This window comes from Micromonospora sp. NPDC005413, from assembly GCF_040606435.1.
Taxonomy (GTDB): Bacteria; Actinomycetota; Actinomycetes; order Mycobacteriales; family Micromonosporaceae; genus Micromonospora.
The window spans coordinates 71,393-91,353 of sequence record NZ_JBEXEV010000002.1; the positions used below are offsets into that span (position 1 = coordinate 71,393).

20 protein-coding genes, 1 tRNA gene and 1 pseudogene are annotated in these 19,961 nt (G+C 71.7%); 10 read left to right on the plus strand and 12 right to left on the minus strand.

Annotated features, from left to right (window positions below; translation table 11 throughout):
- Positions 1 to 220 precede the first annotated feature (220 nt).
- Both ABZS37_RS03065 and ABZS37_RS03070 read left to right on the plus strand, forming a co-directional pair.
- Positions 221 to 661, plus strand: coding sequence for an HPF/RaiA family ribosome-associated protein (locus tag ABZS37_RS03065; RefSeq protein ID WP_355165137.1), 441 nt, complete (start codon positions 221 to 223; stop codon positions 659 to 661).
- Positions 662 to 837: 176 nt separating this feature from the next.
- Positions 838 to 1,776 (plus strand): annotated as a pseudogene (locus tag ABZS37_RS03070) (alpha/beta hydrolase); the annotation flags it as partial.
- Positions 1,777 to 2,039: 263 nt separating this feature from the next.
- Here ABZS37_RS03070 and ABZS37_RS03075 read toward each other — a convergent pair.
- Positions 2,040 to 2,744, minus strand: a complete 705-nt coding sequence (locus ABZS37_RS03075; protein WP_355165138.1) for a hypothetical protein — start codon at positions 2,742 to 2,744, stop codon at positions 2,040 to 2,042.
- 160 nt (positions 2,745 to 2,904) lie between these two features.
- On the opposite strand from ABZS37_RS03075, the gene ABZS37_RS03080 reads away from it, so the two are divergent.
- Positions 2,905 to 2,977: transfer RNA gene (locus ABZS37_RS03080), tRNA-Arg, on the plus strand.
- Positions 2,978 to 3,210: 233 nt separating this feature from the next.
- Here ABZS37_RS03080 and ABZS37_RS03085 read toward each other — a convergent pair.
- The 3 genes from ABZS37_RS03085 to ABZS37_RS03095 all read right to left on the minus strand — a co-directional run bounded on the left by ABZS37_RS03085 (position 3,211) and on the right by ABZS37_RS03095 (position 6,145).
- Positions 3,211 to 3,513: a MerR family transcriptional regulator gene (locus ABZS37_RS03085; protein WP_355165139.1), complete on the minus strand. Its 303-nt coding sequence runs from the start codon at positions 3,511 to 3,513 to the stop codon at positions 3,211 to 3,213.
- A 1,145-nt stretch (positions 3,514 to 4,658) separates the two neighbouring features.
- Positions 4,659 to 5,093, minus strand: a complete 435-nt coding sequence (locus tag ABZS37_RS03090; RefSeq protein ID WP_355165140.1) for a VOC family protein — start codon at positions 5,091 to 5,093, stop codon at positions 4,659 to 4,661.
- Positions 5,094 to 5,143: 50 nt separating this feature from the next.
- Positions 5,144 to 6,145 carry a hypothetical protein gene (locus tag ABZS37_RS03095; RefSeq protein WP_355165141.1) on the minus strand — a complete coding sequence of 334 codons (1,002 nt, stop codon included), beginning with the start codon at positions 6,143 to 6,145 and terminating at the stop codon, positions 5,144 to 5,146.
- A 137-nt stretch (positions 6,146 to 6,282) separates the two neighbouring features.
- Here ABZS37_RS03095 and ABZS37_RS03100 point away from each other — a divergent pair, with 137 nt between their 5' ends.
- The 5 genes from ABZS37_RS03100 to ABZS37_RS03120 all read left to right on the plus strand — a co-directional run bounded on the left by ABZS37_RS03100 (position 6,283) and on the right by ABZS37_RS03120 (position 10,660).
- Complete coding sequence (locus ABZS37_RS03100; RefSeq protein WP_355165142.1) at positions 6,283 to 6,678, plus strand: VOC family protein; 396 nt, start codon at positions 6,283 to 6,285, stop codon at positions 6,676 to 6,678.
- Between the two features lie 118 nt (positions 6,679 to 6,796).
- A complete protein-coding gene (locus ABZS37_RS03105) occupies positions 6,797 to 7,975 on the plus strand; it encodes an ATP-binding protein (protein WP_355165861.1) in 1,179 nt (392 codons plus the stop codon).
- Between the two features lie 61 nt (positions 7,976 to 8,036).
- Complete coding sequence (locus tag ABZS37_RS03110) at positions 8,037 to 9,179, plus strand: hypothetical protein (RefSeq protein ID WP_355165863.1); 1,143 nt, start codon at positions 8,037 to 8,039, stop codon at positions 9,177 to 9,179.
- A complete protein-coding gene (locus ABZS37_RS03115; protein WP_355165143.1) occupies positions 9,152 to 9,865 on the plus strand; it encodes a response regulator transcription factor in 714 nt (237 codons plus the stop codon). Before ABZS37_RS03110 ends, ABZS37_RS03115 begins: the two co-directional genes overlap by 28 nt.
- Before the next feature lie 72 nt (positions 9,866 to 9,937).
- Positions 9,938 to 10,660, plus strand: coding sequence for a hypothetical protein (locus tag ABZS37_RS03120; protein WP_355165144.1), 723 nt, complete (start codon positions 9,938 to 9,940; stop codon positions 10,658 to 10,660).
- Here the strand turns inward: ABZS37_RS03120 and ABZS37_RS03125 are convergent.
- The 5 genes from ABZS37_RS03125 to ABZS37_RS03145 form a co-directional block, all read right to left on the minus strand.
- A complete protein-coding gene (locus tag ABZS37_RS03125; RefSeq protein WP_355165145.1) occupies positions 10,542 to 11,522 on the minus strand; it encodes a DJ-1/PfpI family protein in 981 nt (326 codons plus the stop codon). The genes ABZS37_RS03120 and ABZS37_RS03125 overlap by 119 nt on opposite strands.
- A 4-nt stretch (positions 11,523 to 11,526) precedes the next feature.
- Positions 11,527 to 12,135, minus strand: a complete 609-nt coding sequence (locus tag ABZS37_RS03130; protein WP_355165146.1) for an isochorismatase family protein — start codon at positions 12,133 to 12,135, stop codon at positions 11,527 to 11,529.
- 81 nt (positions 12,136 to 12,216) lie between these two features.
- Positions 12,217 to 12,969: a lysophospholipid acyltransferase family protein gene (locus ABZS37_RS03135; RefSeq protein ID WP_355165147.1), complete on the minus strand. Its 753-nt coding sequence runs from the start codon at positions 12,967 to 12,969 to the stop codon at positions 12,217 to 12,219.
- A gap of 95 nt (positions 12,970 to 13,064) precedes the next feature.
- Entirely contained in the window at positions 13,065 to 15,125 is a 2,061-nt protein-coding gene (locus ABZS37_RS03140; protein WP_355165148.1) for a glycogen debranching N-terminal domain-containing protein, read from the minus strand.
- Positions 15,125 to 15,496, minus strand: coding sequence for an SCP2 sterol-binding domain-containing protein (locus ABZS37_RS03145; protein ID WP_355165149.1), 372 nt, complete (start codon positions 15,494 to 15,496; stop codon positions 15,125 to 15,127). The genes ABZS37_RS03140 and ABZS37_RS03145 overlap by 1 nt, the downstream gene beginning before the upstream one ends.
- Before the next feature lie 199 nt (positions 15,497 to 15,695).
- Between ABZS37_RS03145 and ABZS37_RS03150 the strand changes: the two genes are divergently transcribed.
- Positions 15,696 to 16,802 carry a crosslink repair DNA glycosylase YcaQ family protein gene (locus tag ABZS37_RS03150; RefSeq protein ID WP_355165150.1) on the plus strand — a complete coding sequence of 369 codons (1,107 nt, stop codon included), beginning with the start codon at positions 15,696 to 15,698 and terminating at the stop codon, positions 16,800 to 16,802.
- Positions 16,803 to 16,877: 75 nt separating this feature from the next.
- Here the strand turns inward: ABZS37_RS03150 and ABZS37_RS03155 are convergent, their stop codons facing one another.
- Positions 16,878 to 17,294, minus strand: coding sequence for a CBS domain-containing protein (locus tag ABZS37_RS03155; RefSeq protein ID WP_354996174.1), 417 nt, complete (start codon positions 17,292 to 17,294; stop codon positions 16,878 to 16,880).
- A gap of 105 nt (positions 17,295 to 17,399) precedes the next feature.
- On the opposite strand from ABZS37_RS03155, the gene ABZS37_RS03160 reads away from it, so the two are divergent.
- Entirely contained in the window at positions 17,400 to 17,981 is a 582-nt protein-coding gene (locus ABZS37_RS03160) for a nucleotidyltransferase family protein (protein WP_355165151.1), read from the plus strand.
- An 18-nt stretch (positions 17,982 to 17,999) separates the two neighbouring features.
- Here the strand turns inward: ABZS37_RS03160 and ABZS37_RS03165 are convergent, their stop codons facing one another.
- Positions 18,000 to 18,476, minus strand: coding sequence for a PPOX class F420-dependent oxidoreductase (locus ABZS37_RS03165; protein ID WP_355165152.1), 477 nt, complete (start codon positions 18,474 to 18,476; stop codon positions 18,000 to 18,002).
- Between the two features lie 176 nt (positions 18,477 to 18,652).
- Complete coding sequence (locus ABZS37_RS03170) at positions 18,653 to 19,678, minus strand: aspartate-semialdehyde dehydrogenase (RefSeq protein WP_355165153.1); 1,026 nt, start codon at positions 19,676 to 19,678, stop codon at positions 18,653 to 18,655.
- Between the last annotated feature and the right edge of the window lie 283 nt (positions 19,679 to 19,961).

A 19,961-nucleotide genomic window follows, 5' to 3' on the forward strand; every position in this document is an offset into this window, starting at 1 on the left:
CGCCCCCGACCTGTGGACGACGAACCCACCTGTGGACAACGCCCTGATCACGCCCCGATGTGGTACGGCCGACCCGCCCGGCCGGGCGTCGGCGGTTTCCGGGGCCGACCGAACTGGGTATGCATTTGATCAACGCACCACCGACAGCTCCACGTCGACGAGAGGTCAGCGCCATGATGATCACCACCATCAGCTCCGCGAACGCTTCCGAGGCGCGACGATGAGCGCCGTGGCGAACCCGGCCACCGTTGCTGAGTGCCTGCGGGTGGGCGCCGGGTTCTCGCAGGGCGACCGCAACTGGATCGCCGAGCAGTTCGCCACCCTCGACGCCCGGCTGGCCAGCTTCCACGCCGACGCCACCGAGCTGGAGGTGTCGGTGAAGGACCGGGAAGCCCGCGGCCAGAAGGTCACCCTGGAGTGCTGGATCGCCGGCCGGCAGAAGATCGTCACCACCTCCGCGGAGGAGGACCTGCACGCCGCGCTCAACGACGTCCGCGACGACCTGCGCCGCCGGCTCAACGACTCCAAGACCCGCCAGGAGCCCCGGCACAACAAGCACCTGCGCGACGTCCCGCAGCCCCAGGCCGACCTGGACCCAGCCGATGACCAGGAGCAGCTCCCCGCCGCCGACCCGAGCCGGGTCGACGCGGAAACGGCCTGACCCACGCCCCGTCCCCGCGATCTTGCACTTTCGGTCCCCAGAACGCGGCTTCTGCGCATTTATGTCACGGCAGCAAGTGCAAGATCGCGGGACGGGCGGGGTGGGTGAGCGGGGACGGGCGGGGTGGGCCGGGCGAGGGCTACCGCTGGGTAGGTTGGCGGCGTAGCGTCGCGGTCGTGGAACCGGACGTGTTGGGGCCGCCGTACGAGCGGCAGACGATCGACCTGGGCACCGATGACGAAGGGCCTGTCGTCGCGACCCTGGTCCGGCGGCGGGCCGAGCGCCCCACCGGGCGGGCCGTGCTCTACGTGCACGGCTTCGTCGACTACTTCTTCCAGACCCACCTGGCCGACTTCTTCGCCGAGCGGGGCTGGGATTTCTACGCGCTCGACCTGCGCAAATACGGTCGCAGCCTGCTTCCGGGCCAGACCCCGAACTTCTGCCGCGACATCAGCGACTACTTCCCCGAGCTGGACGCCGCCGCCGAGATCATCCGCAAGGACGACGGGCACGACACCCTGCTGACGATGGGCCACTCCACCGGCGGCCTGATCATCTCGCTCTGGGCGGACGCCCGCCGCGACACCGGCACCATCGACGGCCTGGTGCTCAACAGCCCGTTCTTCGACCTGAACGCCCCCTGGGCGGTGCGCCGACCCCTCGCGGCCGCCGCCTCCCGGCTGGGCCGCAGGGCGCCGCACCGCATCCTGCCGTTCGGGCTGGGCACGGTGTACGGCGAGAGCCTGCACGCCGACCACCGCGGCGAGTGGACCTACGACCTGGCGTGGAAGCCGCTGGCCGGGTTCCCCGTCCGCGCCGGCTGGCTGAACGCGATCCGCACCGGTCAACGCCAACTGCGCGCCGGGCTGGACATCCAGGTGCCGGTGCTGCTGGCCTGCTCGACCCGCTCGTTTCGGGGCACCAGATGGCACGACAACGCGACCCTGGCCGACGCCGTGCTGGACGTCGAACACATGGTCCGGTACGCGCCTCGCCTCGGCCGCCACGTCACCCTGGCCCGCTTCGACGGCGGGTTGCACGACCTGACGCTCTCCGGCCCCGCCGTACGCCGAAAGGTCTTCGACGAGGTCGGCCGCTGGGCTGAGGCGTTCCTCGCCGCAGGCCCCACCGCTCCGGCCGACCCCGCGCCGGCCGACCTCGCCCCGGCCGACCTTGCGCCGGCCGACCTTGCGCCGGTCGACCTTGCGCCGGTCGACCCTGCACTAGGCGACCCCGTGCCGGCCGTCGACGCCCCGACTGACACCGACTCGACCACTGGCGAGGCCCGACCGCCGGAAAGCCGACGTTCCACGGCCGACGCGGCAGGTGCGGCGGCGTCCGGCGACTGACAGGCCGCAGGGCGGTGCGGTACGCGGCTTCAGACGTCGCCGGGCGTCGCCGGGAGGACGGCTCGGATCCGGTCGAAGGTCGCCACCGGGTGACCGCCGTTGCCGGGGAGCACCAGGCCCAGGCAGTACAGCGACACCTCCCCGGTGGCGTCGGACTGGACGACGAAGACCGGCGCGCCGACGTACCCGGACGGCAGCTCCGTGGTGATCCGCACGGCGTCCCCGTCACGGACCACCCGCTCGATCGCCACCTCCAGTGGGCGCGACCCGTCTTCGCGTACCCCATGGGCCAGCACGAAAGCTGAACCGGCGTCGGCGCCGAGGCGGGCGACCACCTCGGGCCCGGCGGCGATCCCCACGGGCACCGGCTGGACCCGCCATCGCCAGCCGCCGTCGCCGGCGTACCGGTGCAGACCGGCGGTCGGCAGCACCGCGACCCCGTCGCCCGGGAAGCGGGCCCAGCCGGGCACGATCTCGACCTCGGAAACAACGGCCGGGGCGACCCCGGCCGGCTCGGTGACGCTCGCGCGCAGGCCCAGCTCACCCGGCGTGCCGACCAGGTCGGCCGCCGTCAGCAGCGACTCCCCCACCGGGTCGTCGCCGCCCTGGAAGAAGAACGCGGTGCCGTAGCGCTGGTCGCCGTCGTCCGACGACCGGTACGGCAGGATGGCGCGGCCGACGATCTGGCACAGCTCGTAGGCGACGTCGTTCTCGGCGTCGGGATCCAGCAACACCAGCCAAAGGTACGGTCCGTGGACAGGCCGGTCCGTGGGAACCCGGATGCCCGTCGCGCGGCCGACGTGAGACCCTGCTCGGCGACGTGGACGCGGGCACCCTTTTCGCCGCCGGGCAGCGGGACGGCGGTACCCTCTGGGCGCGACATCCACGCCACACGCGCCCGTAGCTCAGCGGATAGAGCAGGGGACTTCTAATCCCAAGGCCGCAGGTTCGAATCCTGCCGGGCGCACCTTCACACCGCACTCTTCTCCGCTCTTCGGAGCCCGGCGGCGCCGTTGCGGTCGGCATCGACAAGCGGGCCGATGCAGTGGCACAGGACCAGCGTCGAGCGCTGCTGCCAGGCCCGCCCATTCGCTCGGATGACCGTGACCCTCTACGGACGACAGACGGCCCCTGCCCCGACGGGGAGGGACCGTGCGGCGCTCGCGTCATCCTCAGGGCATGCTGCCCCGGAAGGCGTGCTCAGCCCTGCTGGTGACGCTCGTTGCGCCGAAGGGCCTCTTCGAGTTGGTCCTCAAGAATGATGATCCGGCAGGCCGAGGCCATGTCGGTGCCCTGGTCGCACATCTCCCGGGCTCGCGCGGCCAGCCGCAGTTGATAGCGGGAGTAGCGGCGATGTCCGCCGCTGGAGCGCTGTGGGGCGATCAGTTTCGCCTCGCCGAGCCGGCGCAGGAAGTCCTGCGAGCAGCCGAGGATCTCGGCGGCGCGGCCCATCGTGTAGGCGGGGTAGTCCTCGTCGTCGAGCATGTCGCCGGATTGGGTCATGAAACCTCCATAACGAGGGCCCCGGTGCTCGAAAGCACCGGGGCCCAAGGGTTGTGGGTCAGGAACACCATCTACCGACAGAACGTCGGCTTGTCGTATCCGCACCAGCCGTCAACGACGGCATCAGGTGCGAGGATCGCATATGCGTGACCGAAGACCACCTCTCGTTCGATGGAAACTGCGGTGTCCGCGTTCAGCCCACGAATGCGGCTGACAGCGGGCGATCCAACGGTGTAATGCCCTCCCTTGCCTCTGATTTCCTCTGCTGTACTCCGTGCTGTCCGTCGGTATCCGAGCCCCACGCGACTTCATGGCCCTGACACGTACGACGAACTTTCCTTGCCTCGGGTGAAGCCCTGAACCAGCCTCGGCCCCACCCGCTGTCACACCCGGTTACCACTACTACCTAACTACGGCACCTATCTGCCGCCGAACCGAGCAGGACCACCAGGTTCCCTGGCCCCACTCCTTCGCCCTCGTGCGGGGCGGCGACTTCAGCGTCTTTGTTTACTTCGTTCTCGACCTCAGGAACGTTAGCCGGTCACGCCGAGGATGTCTAGCGCTTGGCACATAGATTTTTTCTGAGGACGTACGGAGTCGTTCTGCACGTCTGGAGAGATCTTCAGAATGAGCGCGGCCGGCGCGGAGGGACCCGGCGAAGCTGCGCCAGGGCGATCGTGGTGCTGACGTCCGACGGGAGGGCGATCAGCGTCGACGAGTTCGGGCCGCTGAACCCGCAACCCCTCCCCCGGCCGGGCCTGGTGACCCCACGACGCTTTCGAGCTGAGTCGTTTGTGACATCAGGTGGCGTCCCGGCCGCAGTGGCGCCAGCCGACCACTGATCCGTTTACGACATCAGCTCGAAAGCGTCTCGCGGGCGGACCCTCCGCCGGCACCCGAGCAGATCCGCACCCGAGCGGATCCGCACCCGAGCAGATCCTGAGGTGACTGCGGATCGGGCGGCGAGCGACGATACGTGGAGGCCGGCGTTCGTGAGCGTGCGAACCTCTTCCGCCGGGCCGGTGTGGATCTTCCTGTCTCGCACGGCGTACCCGTCGGCGAAGATCGAATCCTGCCGGCCCGTGTCAACGAGCACCAACGGGCGCCCAGGAGCAGGGCTGTGCCTGGTCCTGAGCCGCTGCCCGTCAGGCCGCGGTTGCGGCGACGCAGAACTCGTTGCCCTCGGGGTCGGCCATCACCATGTGATGCTGGTCGTCCTCCGCCAGGACACGCCCGCCGGCCTGCACCAGCCTCTCGGCCTCCGCCCTGATCCGCGCCCACCGCTCGTCGGGACCACCGTGTCCCGGCACCCGGATGTCGATGTGGAGGCGGTTCTTCGCCGTCTTGGGCTCGGGCACGTTGAGGATCGAGAGGTAGGGGCCGACACCCTCCGGGTCGCACAGCCATGCGCCGTGCTCGGGAAGGTCGTCCTCCGGCAGGTCGAACTGCGCGAGCCACTCCGCCCGTGTCGCGAAGGGCGGGGGCGGCGGCTTGTCGATGTAGCCCAGGGCCGTCTTCCAGAACGTTGCGAGCACCTGCGCGTCGGTGGAGTCGAGTGTCAGGGTGATCCTGGCTGCCATACCGGCACCGTAGTGCGCACCTGTGACATTCGCTCGCCAGCCCTGCCGGCTCAGACAGGCCCCAGCAGGGCGGCCAGCGCGTCGTCGCCCTGACCGAGCTGCGCTCCACCCGCTGGTGGCACGACCAGGAAACGGCGACAGCCGTCGAGTTCCACGTACCGGTCGGAACCGGCGCCGTCCAACGGGCGCAGCACCGCGAAGCGGGACGCCGGGGTGGCACAGTCGGCCACCGCTCGGCGGTCGGCCAGCGCCCGGAGCAGGCCCGCCTGGCGCTCGGGCGACAGCGGCCCGCCGTACACGAAATCACCTGCCGGTTTGCCGCCGCCCTGTTCCGACGCGGGCACCTGGTAGACGCAGAGGCGCAGCGGCCCGGCGGCCGGAGACGTGGCCGGCGCGGGCGGGCCGGGGCGTCCGTTGGTGGTTTCCACCCACACCATGTCCGCCCACTGTTGCGCGCATCCGGCGGCCTCGGCCGCCGGGGATTCGACCTGCCCGACGGTACGGGTGTCCACCGTGGTCCACGGCAGCCCGGCCAGTGCTGCGCTCACCTCGGCGCGCGGCTTGCCGCAGGTGTCCGTTGGTAGGTGCGGCCGCAGCCAACGTCCCCGGTCGTCGAGCAGGGCCAGCCAGGGCGGGATGACCAGGTCGAGGGTGCAGGCGATCTCCCCGTCGGCACGCTGGTTGGGCAGGTGCAGCGCGGCGAGCAGCGGCGCGATCTCGTCGGCGTGTCGTTCGGTGGCGATCTGCTCCTGACCTCCGTTGGGGCCAGGCCGGATCTCCCGCCCGCAGAGCACGGCGGCGACCGAGGTGAACGCGGGGTCGATGCGCCCGATCTTCGCGTCGACCCCGGCCGGTGTCGACGCCCCGGTGCTCGGGACCGAAAACCCGTTGCCGGCCTGCGGCGCCGCTTCGGCGCACGACGTCCACATCTCGATGACCTGGGCCGGGCCGGGCTCGTCCACCGGCCCGGATTCCATGCCCGCGCACCCGCCCAACGCCACGCCGAGTAGCGCCACCGCCAGTACCGACCCACCCGAGCGCATCCGGCTCACCACCTCTCCACCCGGAAGTGGGACGGGCGACGGCAACGCCCGGTTCCCACCCAGGGCCGGTGACCGGCGGAGTGACGCGGGCGACCAGTGGGGACGCCGCCGGGTGAGCCCGGTGCGCCCGCCGGCAGGATGGCCGCATGGCACATCTGGGGCTTGTCGCGCTGCTGGTCAGGGAGTACGACGAGGCGATCGACTTCTACGTCGGCGACCTCGGTTTCGAGTTGGTGGAGGACACCGCCCGACCGGACGGCTCACGCTGGGTGGTGGTCCGCCCGGCGGGCGCCCAGGAGACGGCGTTGCTGTTGGCCCGGGCGAGCACCGCCGAGCAGCGTGCTCGGGTCGGGGACCAGACCGGCGGCCGGGTCGGGCTGTTCCTGTACACCGAGGACTTCGCCCGGGACCACGCCCGGATGGTGGCGGCCGGGGTGCGCTTCCTGGAGGAGCCGCGCCACGAGGCGTACGGCTCGGTCGCGGTCTTCGCCGACCTCTACGGCAACCGGTGGGACCTGCTCCAACCCCGCAGCACAGCGTGATGAATTAGCGACACTCCGCGCACAACGGGGCATCGCTCACCGTCGGTCATGCTATTGTCCGATGTCGATCTACGCCGCGCGGACCCGGACCGGGTCGTTGTCGGAAGGACACTTCCCGATGCCGGCCGTTGCCACCCCAACCGGGCCGCCGCCCACGCTGGACAATCCGGCCGGCGGCGCGTTCGGCCTCATCTTCACCACACTGCCGGCATTGCTGCGGCTGACCTGCGGGCTGGTCGGTGCGGCGGTGGCCCTGTCGGTGCGGGCCCCGTCGGTCGAGCCGGCCGTGTTGCTGCCCGGTGTGGTCGCGCTGACCGGCTGGTCACTCTGGTACGCCTACCGCGCGTTGCGCCGCGGGATCACCCCGGCCCTGGTCGCCGGTGACGTCGCGGTCACCGCGGTGGCCTGTCTCCTCATCCCCGTGCTGGTGGCACCCGGGGTGCTGCCCGGCGAGGGCAGTTGGATCGCGGTGCTGGCCAGCACCACGGTGATCAATGCCCAAGCCACTGCCCCAGCGCGCTGGTCCGTCCCGGCCGGTCTGCTCGTCGTCGCAACGTATGTCATCGGCGCGCAGGCGGCCGGCAATCCCGTCGAGGCTCGGGCGCACGCGGCCACCCTGCTGGTGCAGACCGCCTGCACGGCGATGATGACGGCGGTGATGCGCCGACGGATCGGCCGTGCGGACCGCGCGTTCGTCGAACATCAGCGGCTGACCCGGGAGGCGGTGGTCGCGCGGGCCGCCCGCGACGCCGAACGCGAACAGAATCGCGACCTGCACGACACGGTGCTCGGCACGCTCACCATGGTGGGGCTCGGCGCGGTGGCCGGGCCCTCGGCCACCTTTCGCGAACGGTGTGCCGCCGACCTGCGTACCCTCGTCGCGCTCACCAAGGTCGGCCCGGTGGCCGGCGACGGCCCGGTGCCGCTGGACGGGCGGTTGCGGGTGGTGGCGGGGAGGCTGCCCGAGCTCTCGGTAAATCTCGACCTGGCGTCGTGCGCGGTCCCCGCCGGCGTGGCCGACGCGATCAGCGAGAGCGCCTACGCGGCGCTGTCCAACGTGGTCCGCCACGCGCCGGGCGCGCGGGCCACACTGCGGCTGACCCGGCACGCGATCGCCGTCGTGGTCGAGGTCGTCGACGACGGCCCCGGCTTCGACCCGGCCACCGTCCCACCTCACCGGTACGGGTTGCGCGAGTCGATCGGCGGCCGGATGGCGGCGGTCGGTGGGCGGGCCGACGTGCACTCGGCAGCCGGCGCGGGCACCCGGATCCGACTGGAGTGGCCCGGTGTCGGCTGACCTCGGCGCCCCGGCGCCCCGCACCGCCTTACCGGAGGTGCCGGGCGGGATATCCGTCAGCGTGCCGGTGCCCCGGGAGCCGACGTCCGCGGCGGGGCTCGCCGCGCCGGCTGCCGTGGCGCACGCATCCGACCGGGGAGCCCGGATCGCCGCCGTCGCCATCGCGCTGGCCTGGCACGTCGCGATCGGGCTGCCGGCGGTGCTGGCCGCGCGCGCGGAGTTCGCCGCGCCGGCGGTGGTGCTCGGCGGCTGGGTGCTGGTCGCGGTGGCCGGCGCGGTGGCCGGGGTGCGGCTTCTGCGCGGCGCGCCGCTGCTGCCGTGGGCGTTCGCCGGGCTGCTGCTCGCCGTTGACGCGGCGGTCTTCGCCGCGGTCGGTGAACGTCAGTTGTTCACCGCCGCCAACTGGGTGTGGGGCACGCTCGGCTGGTTCTTCGTGCTGGCGCTGTGGGGTCGGCGGGTCGTGGGGCTGATCGCCCTGCTGACCACCCACGCGTTGATCGCGCTGGTCGCCGTGCTCGGGCACGGCCACGACCCGGCCGAGGTGGCCCGCTACGTGATGTACGTCTACGGCACGTTCTCGCTGCCGGTGGCGGTGTTCGTGGGCAGCACGACGATCGTCGGCATGGCTCGGGAACGGGCCGCTGTCTCGGCCGCCGGTCATGCGATGGCCGCGGAGCGGGATGCCGCCGAGCGTGCTCTTCGGGAACGCCGGGACCGGCTCGTGCTGGTCAGCTCGGCGGCCGGGCGGGTGCTCGGGGAATTGGCGGCCGGTCAGGCCGACCCGGACGACCCGGAGGTGCAGCGCCGGTGCGTGCTGGCCGCCGCCCGGCTGCGCCGCCTGATCGCCGAGTCCGACGACGTGCCCGACCCGCTGCTGCACGAACTGCGGGCTGCCGCCGACCTGGCCGAACGCAACGGCCTGCCGATCGACCTGGTCACCATCGGCACCCCACCGCCGCTGCCGGTGGAGATCCGGCGCCGGCTGGCCGACCCGCTCACCGGCATTCTCGCCGACGCTCGGGGTTGGGCCCGGCTGACCGTCGTCTCCGGTCCGAACGAGGTGGTGGTCAGCTTGGTCACGCCCGACCGGGAGGGGCCGGAGGCGACCGGCCCGCCACTCGGGGAGTACGACGACGGGCCGGTGCAGCACCTCTACGAACGGGACGGGGACATCAGATGGGCGCAGACCCGGTGGCGGCGGTGACCGGTGACCGGCCGATCGGGGTGGCGATCGTCGACGACCACCCGGTGGTGGTCGAGGGGGTTCGCGCCTGGCTCGCCACCGAGCCTCGGCTGACCGTGCTGGCCACCGGCGACGACCCGGACGAAGTGCTGCGAGTTGCGCCGAACGCCGACGTGGTTCTGCTCGACCTACGGCTGCACGGGCGGATGGCGCTGGACAAGTTGGCCGAGCTGAGCGCCGCCGGGCGACGGGTCGTGGTCTATTCGGAGCACACCGACCCGGAGACCATGCTCGCCACGCTGGACGCCGGGGCGGTGGCGTTCCTGGCCAAGCACGAGGGACGGGAGCACTGCGTGGCGACCGTGCTGGCCGCCGCGAGTGACCGCCCGTACGTGCCGCCCGCGCTGGCCGGTGCGATGGTCGGCGACCCACGGCCGGACCGGCCGATGCTGTCCGACAAGGAACGTGAGGCGCTGCTGCTCTGGTTCCAGTCGATGTCCAAGGCGTCGGTGGCCCGCCGGATGCAGATCAGCGAGCACACGGTCAAGCAGTACGTGGACCGTGCGCGGATCAAGTACACCCGGGCGGGGCGGCCAGCCGCCACAAAGGCGGCACTACTCGCCCGCGCGATCGAGGACGGCCTCGTCCGCCCGGAGGAGATTGGCATCTACCGGTCACAGGCGATGCACGACCGGCCGACCCCCTAACGGGCGTCATGACAGCGGTCGCCCGATCCGTAAGGCTTTACAGCACAACCAGCTGACCGGGAGGTCGTGACGATGCACGCCGACGCGTCCCCCTTCTTCATCGGCCCCCACCGCTTCGACGCTCCGGACGACGAGGTGGGGCCGACCCTTGATCGCCGCTACGACCTGCGTCCGGTGCCCGGCGAGCAGGTGCTCGGGCGGCACCGGCTACTGGTCGCGGGCTACCTGCTCGGGCCGAGCGAAGCGCGGCGCGGTTGGCGGCTGCCCGAGCCGGTCTCGGTGACCGTCACCGACCAGCGGATCTGCTGGGCAGGCAGCGGCTCGCAGTTGTCGCTGGTCGTCGACGACATGCCCCGGTCCCGACCGTCCGGCCGGCTGAATGGCCTGATGAGCGGGCAGATCCGCTGGCAGTGGCCGTCCCGGTTGGAGCTGCGGGCAGCCGAGCGGGACACGTCGGCGCAGGTGCTGATCGTCTGCGACGCGTTGCGCACCATTCAGCAGCCGGCGTTGGCCCTCGGTGGGCCGCCCAGTGAAGTCGTCGCGCTGGCCCGGCAGGTTCGCCGGGCGGTGGCCATGTTCCGGCTCACCCGCCCGCAACTGGTCGACCTCTCGGCTCAGGAGCGCGACGTGCTGCTGCTGCGCGCCGGCCCCGGCCTGCTCGCCGGAGACACCCGGGTCACGCTGCCCGGTTCTCTGCCGGTGGAGTTCCACTCCCGGGACGACTACTACCGCTCGGGTCCGGAGCCGACCTCGTGGGGCGGGCTCGCAGGCGGCGCAGCATCCGGGCATCGGTGAAGCCGACGGTCCGCGCGGCGGCTTCCATGGTCTTGCCGTGCCCGATCAGGTGCTCGGCGCGTTCCACCCGCAGCAACTGCTGGTAGCCGAGCGGGGTGAGCCCGGTGGTCGAACGGAACAGCCGGGTGAGCGTCCGTTCGGCCACGCCGCCAGCGGCGGCCAGCTCGGCCAGTGGCAGCGGGTCCGCGTACCGGCTGTCGATCAGGTCCTGCACCCGGTGCACGGAGTCGGACAGGTGGGAGCGGTGCCGCATCATCGCGCTGGCCTGCGGCTCGTGCCCGTTGCGCCGGGCGTAGACGACCAGCGTGCGGGCGATCTTCGCAGCGGCCCCCGGGCCGTGCCGGGTGGCCACCAGGTGCAGTGCCACGTCGATGCCACTGGCGATGCCGGCCGAGGTGACCACCCGATCGTCGACCACGTACAGCACGTCGCGGATGACCAGGGCCGCCGGGTGTCGGCGGGCCAGGTCGTCCTGCACCTCGTGGTGGGTGGTGCAGCGTCGACCGTCGAGCAGGCCAGCCCGCCCGAGGGCGTACGCCCCGGCGCAGACGCTGGCCACGGTGCCGCCCGCCGCGTGGTGGTCGGCCAGCCGCCGCAGGTCCCCGGGCGACACCGGCCCCTGCGGCCCGTGCGCCGATGGCCGCCAACCGGGCACGATCACCAGGTCGTCCGAGGTCAGCTCGGGCCACCGGGTGTCGGCGATCAGCGGTACGCCCTGCACGGTGGGCACCTGCTCTCGCTCGGCGACGTAGTGCAGTTGGTAGTCGTACCCGAGGTCGGCGGCGCTGGAGAAGACCTGGGCCGGCCCGGCGAGGTCCAGCAGATGCAGCTGCGGGACCAGCAGGAAGACGACCCGGGTCATCGCGTCAGCTCCGGCCGCCGGCGAGGGTCGCGCCGGTCACCTCGTCCACGGTGCGGATGGTCGCGAAGCGGCCAGCCAGCACGTACTCGGTGCGGGTGACGATCTCCTCGTTGGTCAGGGTGCGCGGGTCGGCGAGGATCTCCGCGACCGTGGCGGTCGCCGGCAGATCCCGGTGTGGGATGGGGAAGGTCAGCGTGGCGTCGGTGACGAAGGTCATCCGGTAGCCGAGATCCGAGCCGACCCGGGTGGTGGTCTCCACGCACTGCTCGGTGCGGATGCCACAGACGGTGAGATCGTGGATGCCGGCCTCAGTGAGCAACTGCTGGAGATTCGTGGTGGTGAACGCGTTGTGCGCGGTCTTGACCAGCGTCGGCTCACCCTCGGCCGGGACCAGCCCGTCGATCAGCCGGACGTGCCCGAGTGCGGGGTCGAACAACCCGCCCGTGCCGGGCTCGGAGTGCAGGACCCAGACCACCAGGTCGCCGCGCTCCCGGGCGGCGACAACCAGACGTTCGACCTGCCGGATCATGTCGGGGTTCGAGCCGTACGCCCAGATCGGGCGCTGGCGGAAGGATTCCTGGACGTCGATCACGACGAGTGCTGCTCTGCTCATGACTGAAGATCCTGACCGGATCGCGACCGCACCGGGAGACACCATCATGCCCAGATGCGGAACGATCCGGCCACCTCGGCGTCAGGCGGTGGAGGTGCGGTGCTCGGCGGCGGCCTCCAGAGCGGCGGCCTCGTCCAGCGTGGGTGCGCTGCCGCCCAGGTGCGCGGGCTGCCACCAGGTGTCGTCCGGGCCGGCCGGTGCGTCCGGGTACTCCCGCTGGGCCCGGTCGACGAGCGCGCCGAGCCGGGCGGTCAACTCGGCGGCCAGCACGTTCGGGTCCGGGAAGTCCGCCGGATAGATCGGCTCGCCGATCAGGATGGTGATCGGCGTGTGCCGGCGGGTGAGCGTGCGCGGCCGACCCTTGGTCCAGAGCCGCTGCGTGCCCCAGAGCGCGACCGGCAACACCGGCACCTTCGCCGAGCGGGCCATCCGGACCGTGCCGCTCTTGAGTTCCTTGACGGTGAACGACCGGCTGATCGTCGCCTCGGGGAAGACGCCGACGACCTCGCCGCGCTTGAGCGCGTCCACGGCGGCGCGGAACGAGGCCGCTCCGGCCTCACGGTCCACCGGGATGTGCTTCATCCCGCGCATCAACGGACCGCTGATCCGGTGCGCAAAGACCGACTGCTTGGCCATGAACCGGACCAGCCGACCCGACGCGTTGGCGCCCAGGCCGGCGAAGATGAAGTCGAGGTAGCTGACGTGGTTGCTGGCCAGCACCGCCCCGCCGGTGCGGGGTACGTGGTGGGCGCCCTCGATGGTGATCTTCAGGTCGAGGACCCGGAACATCGTCTTGGCGGCAGCGATAACGGGCGGGTAAACGAGCTCCGGCATCCGCAGAATCTACCCTGCCCGGCTGGAGATCGGCTGGGTGGCGACGCGGCGGCGACGCGGGGCTGCGCGCCGCCGCCGGCTCTGCGTCGGGTCGATCAGTCGGCGAGGTTGTGCAGGTCCAGTCGGCCCCGGGCGAACGCGTCCACCCGACCCCAGCGACCCGGGATGTCCAACACCTCGATCCGGCCCATCCCCACCGGCAGCCGCGGCTCGACCGCCAGGTGACCCTCGTGCGGCTCCAGACCGAGCATGGTGCGCAGCAGCAGCAGCGGCGTACCGGTCGACCAGGCCTGTGGGCTGCACGCCGTCGGGTACTCCACCGGGAACTTGGTCTGCTCCCGCGGGTAGCCGCCGAACGCCTCCGGCAACCGGCCATCGAAGTAGGTGGCCGCATCCAGGATGCCGCTGGCGATGGTGGCGGCCTCCTCGGCGAAGCCGTACCGGCGCAGACCCCAGGCGATGAACGAGTTGTCGAACGGCCAGATCGTGCCGTTGTGGTAGCCGATCGGGTTGTACCGGACCTCCCCCTCGGCCAGCGTGCGCACGCCCCAGCCGGTGAAGAGCCGCGGCCCCACCAGGTGCTGCGCGATCTTCTCGGCTCGCTCCTGATCGACGATCCCGCTCCACAGCAGGTGGCCGATGTTCGAGCTGAGGATGTCGCACTGGCGGCCGTCCGGGTCCAGGGCCAGGGCGAAGTACTCGCCGTCGGCCACCCACCAGTCCCGGTTGAACCGCTCCTTCAGCTGCATCGCCTCCCGCTCCAACTGGTCGGCGAACTCCGGGTCGTCCCAGAACTCGCGGGCCATCCGGGCCGCGCGCATCTTCGCGTCGTACGCGTACCCCTGCACCTCGCACGTGGCTCGCGGGAACGGCGGCAGCGTGCCGTCGGAATAGGAGATCGAGTCCCAGGAGTCCTTCCAGCACTGGTTCTCCAGGCCGGTTTCGGTGTTGCGCCGCTCGTACCAGATGTAGCCGTTGCCGACCAGATCGGCGTAGTTGTCGATCCACCTCAGCGCCGCCCGGGACTCCCGCTCCAACTCCTTGACCAGCGCGCCGTCACCGGTCCACCGCTCGTACTCGTCGAGCAGCACGACGAACAGCGGCGTCGCGTCCACCGAGCCGTAGTACGGCGAATGCGGCTGCTCCTCGAAGGCGGCGGTCTCGCCGTAGCGCATCTCGTGCAGGATCCGCCCTGGGTCCTCGTCCCGGAAGTCGTCGAACCGGCTGCCCTGCAGGGAGGCCAGGACGCGCAGCGTGGTCTTCGACAACTGCGGGGTGAACGGCAGCGTCTGCAGGCAGGTGAGGATGCTGTCCCGACCGAACATGGTCATGAACCAGGGCAGGCCGGCGGCCGGCAGGGTGGCGCCGCCCAGCGACAGCGGTGAGAAGCGCAGCGCCGCCAGGTCGATCAGGCTGCGGCGGTATGTGCTGGAGACCCGGCCGTGCTCACTGTTGACCTTGGGGGCGTCGGCGATCCACTGCTCCAGATCGTGCTGGAGGGCGAGCCGCTCGGTGCCGTGCACCCGCAGTCCGAGACGCAGGTCCCGGCCGCCGGGTCCGACGGCGTGCGTCTGGACGTCGATCGAGGCGTCCCACTGCTCGTTGGGCTCCAGGTGGACGGTGTACGCGAACCCCTTGCTGTCGTACCGGGCCGACACCGACGACGAGATGACCGTTTCCCGCCGGAAGTTGCCCCGGCGGTAGCCCAGCCGCAGCCTGTCCGACTCCACCTCGGTGTAGATCTCGCCCTTCTTGTTCAGGATCTCGTCCTTGACCTGGAACAGGTCGGCGAAGTCCGACGCCGCGTCCATCCGGACTTCCAGGTCGACCGGCTTCTCGTCGTGGTTGAGGATGGTGAGCTGCTCCCGAAAGCTGCCACCCACCGCGCGCTCCCGGATGATCGACAGCTTCGCGTCGACGTAGTGGGTGGCCATCCCGGGGACAAGGAAGAACCGCGACTCGAAGTACTGCAGGTCGTCGAAGGAGAGCGAGTTGAGCCGCTCACCGTTGACGGTCAGCACCCAGGTCGACAGGAATCGGGTATCGATGGAGAAGAGCCCGGTCGGCTCGCTCGGCGTCGCCTCGATGTCACCGGTGTCCTCGCAGACGACGAACGTGTTTCCGTCGAGGATCCGGACCGTGTTGCTCTGGCCCATCAGTGCACCTCACCCACGAAGCGGCGACGAGGTCCACGGGCATCCGGAGACCCCGGGAAGATCCGTTCCACCTGCACCACCAGCCGGGCGTCGCCCGTCACCGTCATGTCCCCGCGAAACAGGGCGGCCAGGCCGTGCTCGCGGCCCGAGGCGATGTCGTCGAAGAGCGCCGGGCTGGCCCCGATCACCGAATCGGCCTCCTGGTCCTCCTGACTCACGTTCAGCTGGCCGTGGTCGATTCTCAGCAGCCAGTGCCGGGTCTGCGCCCCCTCGTGCAGGTCGATGCGCAGTGTCCCGGAGGTCTTCGCCAGCAGGGGTTCGTACCCCCGTCGGTCCAGGTCCTCGAAGAACCTCGTGGTCGCGTCCACCATCGGGTCCACTCCTCCCAGTTGCCGGGCCCGGGATCCGACCCACCGCGCTCGCGTCGGGCGGACGGCCGGCTTGCACGTCCCCGCACGGGTCCCCGCCGGTTCCGCGGTCAACCTCGCCCGGATCGGGTGAATGGCCGGGTGGTGTCGGACGAGCCGGGTAGCGTGCCGGGCCAGACGGGACGACCAGGACGGGAGGCACATGACCAGGCAGATGCCCGAGGTCGACCGGCGGCAGGTGCTCGCCTACCGGGTGGCGGCCCAACAGCTCGACCGCTCCGCCGATCGGCGACCGGGCGATCTGGCGGTGCTGACGCTCGGCGTTCAGGACACGCCTTACGGCACGGCCCGGCAAGCGCTGGCGGCGCGCGGCGCGACCGGGCCGGACGCACGTCTGGAGCTGGTCTGGTCGATGCGCGGCGCCCCACACCTGCACCATCGGGCCGAACTGCCGGCGCTGGCCGCGGCGCTCTGGCCGCTCAACGACACCGACGCCACCCGGCGGATCCCGGGCCAGATCGGCGCGGGATCGCGGCTCGGGCTGGCCGCGTTCCGGGCCACGGCCGAAGCGTTCCAGTCGGTGGTCACCACGGAGTTGGAGCGCGGCGTGGTCAGCCGGGCCGTCTCCGACCGGGTTCCCGTCGAGCTGACCTACGACTGCCGGGCGTGCGAGGCCCGGCACATCTCCGGAGCGGTCTTCCAACAGGCCGGTCTCGCCGGCGGGGTGCGTCTGGTGGTGTCCGGCCGGGCCGCCCGGCTCGCGCCGCTGCCCGACTGGCCAGGTCCGCCCATCGCGGCGGCGCACACCGGTGAGCTGGTCACGACGTACCTGCGGCTGCTCGGCCCGGCCACCCCGGCCGACGCCGCCGGCTTCCTCGGCACCTCGGCGACGGAGCTGCGTCGGGTCTGGCCGGCGGGCCTGGCCGAGGTGCGGGTCGACGGGCGGGCCGCCTGGCTGCCGGCCGACGCGCTCGACGCGTTGACCGGCGCGCCCGCGCCACGGCTGGTGCGGCTGCTGCCGCCGGGCGACCCCTTCCTCGCCGGCCGTGACCGTGACCTGCTCGTGCCGGAGCGGGAGCACCAGCGCCAGATGTGGCGGGTGATCGGCAATCCCGGCGCCCTGCTGGTGGACGGCGAGGTGGTCGGCACCTGGCGGGCGCGGCAGGCCGGAAAGGGGCGACTGGAGCTGACGGTCAGCCCGTGGTCGGTGCTGTCGGCCCGGGTCCGGCAGGAGGTCGACGCCGAGGCCGCGACGGTGGCCGCCGCTCGCGCCGCCACCGACGTCCGTGTCCAGTTCGACCAGTCCTGACCCCTCAGCCGGATCCGGACGCCGCAGCGCCGGCCCTCCCCCGAGGGGAGAACCGGCGCGCCCGCGGCGGACGGGTCAGTTGTTCGGTTCGTCGGCGCTGATGTCCGCCAGCACCGACTGCGGTTCGCGCTCGACCGCGAGGTCACCCATCGAGACCAGACCGACCAGGCGCCCGTCGTCGATCACCGGCAGCCGGCGTACGGCGTAGGTGCGCATCAGGTCCGCGGCGGCCACCGCGTCGTCGTACTGACTCACGGTCACCACATCTCGGGTGGTGATCTGGCTCAACCGGGTCGAGCCCGGGTCCATGTTCTCGGCGACACCCCGGACTGTGATGTCCCGGTCCGTGACGATGCCGACCACGCTGTCGCCGTCGGTCACCACCACGTCGCCAATCGCGCTGTCACGCATCTCCTGCGCCGCTGCGATGAGCGTGTCGTTGCCGTCCATCGTCACCAACCGGGTCGTCATGAACTCTCCGACCGTTGTCATGGTGCTCCCCTCTCGGTGTCGGCACGCCCGTCTACCCGCCGCCAGGGGCGGGGTAACGCGGGTGGCCGGCCGAACGGCCGGCGCTCCGCTGCCTACGGTGGGCGGATGATGAACGGTGAACACGAGCTGCGGGAGCTGGTCGCCGGCAGCGGCTGGCTGACCCGGGCACTGACCGTGGTGCGCGATTCCGGCCTGCCGGACGCCTGGATCGGCGCGGGCGCCCTGCGCGACCTGGTCTGGGGCGAGCGGTACGGCGACGGGTTCGACCCGGCGACGGTCCGGGACGTGGATGTGGTCTTCTTCGACCCGACGGCGCTGAGCCGCGAGGACGACCTCCGGGCCACCGCCCGCCTGACGGCGGCCTGGCCGGAGCCGCCGTGGCAGGCGCGCAACCAGGCGGCCGTGCACACGTGGTACGCGGCGAAGTTCGGCGGCGACCCGATCGCCCCGTACCGCAGCGTTGCCGAGGCGGTCGCCACCTGGCCGGAGTACGCCACCGCCGTGGCGGTCCGGCTGGACCAGGCCGACCGGCTGGCGGTCTGCGCCCCGTACGGCCTGACGGATCTGCTGGGCGGAGTGTGGCGGCACAACCCCGCCCGGGTGGATGTCGCCCGGTCCCGGCAACGGCTGGCCCGGCACCGCCCGGCGCGGCGTTGGCCCGGTGTGACCGTGATCGAGCCTGGCTGACCGGCACGGTCGTGCGCGTCAGCCTCGGGGCGGCATGCCGTAGACGCGCTCCACGTGCAGGCGCAGCACCAGTCGCCGCTCGGCGACCATGGCCTGCCGGTAGTCGTCCCAGTCCGGGTGTTCGCCGCTCAGCGACCGGTAGAGCCCCACCAGCTCCTCAACGGTCTCGTCGCCGGGCTCCATGGCCGTCGCGGTCAGCTCGGCACGCCCTTCGACCACCGCGTACGCCCAGCCGTCCGCACTGCTGACGTGGAAGCTGGCCCGCGGGTCCCGGCGCAGATTGGCGGTCTTGGCGCGGTCGTCGGTGACCGAGACCCGGATCAGCCCCGCCTCGCGGTCGAACGAGTAGACCACTGTGGACATCTGGGGCCGACCGTCGCGCTTGAGTGTCGCGAGCACGCCCATCGAACGGCCGGCGATCAGTTCGGTCAACGCCTGCTGGGTACGGTCGTCCGGCACGGCTTCCTCCAGGTGACACGGGGTCGGTTCGTCCATCCAAGCACGACCGGCCGGCCGCCGCGCAGGGCTTGCCCGGCGCCCGCACCCCGCCCCTGCCGCACTCGCCGACCCGCATCCCCCCAAGCTGCGTACGGCGATCAGTGTGCGCCTCGCCGGAACAGGCCGAGGCCCCCGCCGGGTTGCCGGCAGGGGCCTCGGAGTGACGGCGACGGTCAGCGACGCTCGGCGGCGACCAACTCGGCGATCTGCACCGCGTTGAGCGCGGCACCCTTGCGGAGGTTGTCGTTGGAGCAGAACAGCGCCAGCCCGTACTCGACGGTCTCGTCGGCGCGGATCCGTCCCACGTAGGTCGGGTCCTGCCCGGCGGCCTGCAACGGCGTCGGTACGGCGGTCAGCGCGACCCCGGGAGCGTTGGCGAGCAGTTCGTGGGCGCGCTGCGGGGTGATCGGCCGGGCGAACCGGGCGTTGATCTGGAGCGAGTGGCCGGTGAAGACCGGCACCCGGACGCAGGTGCCGGAGACCAACAGATCGGGGATCTCCAGGATCTTGCGGCTCTCGTTGCGCAGCTTCTGTTCCTCGTCGGTCTCGAACGAGCCGTCGTCGACGATCGAGCCGGCCAGCGGGAGGACGTTGAAGGCGATCGGCTCGGCGAACGAACGCGGCGCGGGGAATTCCACGGCCGAGCCGTCGAAGGCCAGCCCGGCGGCGTGCTCGGCGACCTTGCGGACCTGCTCGTCCAGCTCGGCGACGCCGGCCAGTCCGGCACCGGAGACCGCCTGGTACGTCGAGACGACCAGGCTGACCAGGCCGGCCTCGGCGTGTAGCGGGCGCAGCACCGGCATCGCGGCCATCGTGGTGCAGTTGGGGTTGGCGATGATGCCCTTCGGGCGGTCGAGGGACGCGTGCGGGTTGACCTCGGCGACCACCAGCGGCACCAGCGGGTCCATCCGGAACGCCGAGGAGTTGTCGATCACCACGGCGCCGGCCTCGGCCACCCGGGGGGCCAACTCCTGGGCGGTGCCCTTACCGGCCGAGAAGAGCACGATGTCCAGCTCGGAGTAGTCCGCGGTCGCGGCGTCCTCGACGGTCACCTCGCCGTCCCGCCAGGGCAGCGTCCGCCCTGCTGACCGCGCCGAGGCGAACAACCGCACCTGCTCAGCCGGGAACTCCCGTTCCGCCAGCACCTGCCGCATCACGCCACCGACCTGGCCGGTGGCCCCCACAATGCCGATCCTCATGCCCGCGAGGCTACCCAGCCCACCCCCACAACCGGGAGCCCTTTCCCACCACTCCCACGTCACACCTCCCCGCCCTCCCCGCCCTCACCACCCCACCCCACCCCTGAACTCTGGGGTTGATCAAGAGATTTGCGTCAGAAATCGGGCTCCGTTTGACGCAAACCTCTTGATCAACGAGGAGATCGAGGGGTGGGGTGGGGTGGGAAGGGGTGGGAAGGCGGGTGGGGTGGGAAGGGGTGGGAAGGCGGGTGGGGTGGGGAGGGGTGGGAAGGGGTGGGAAGGC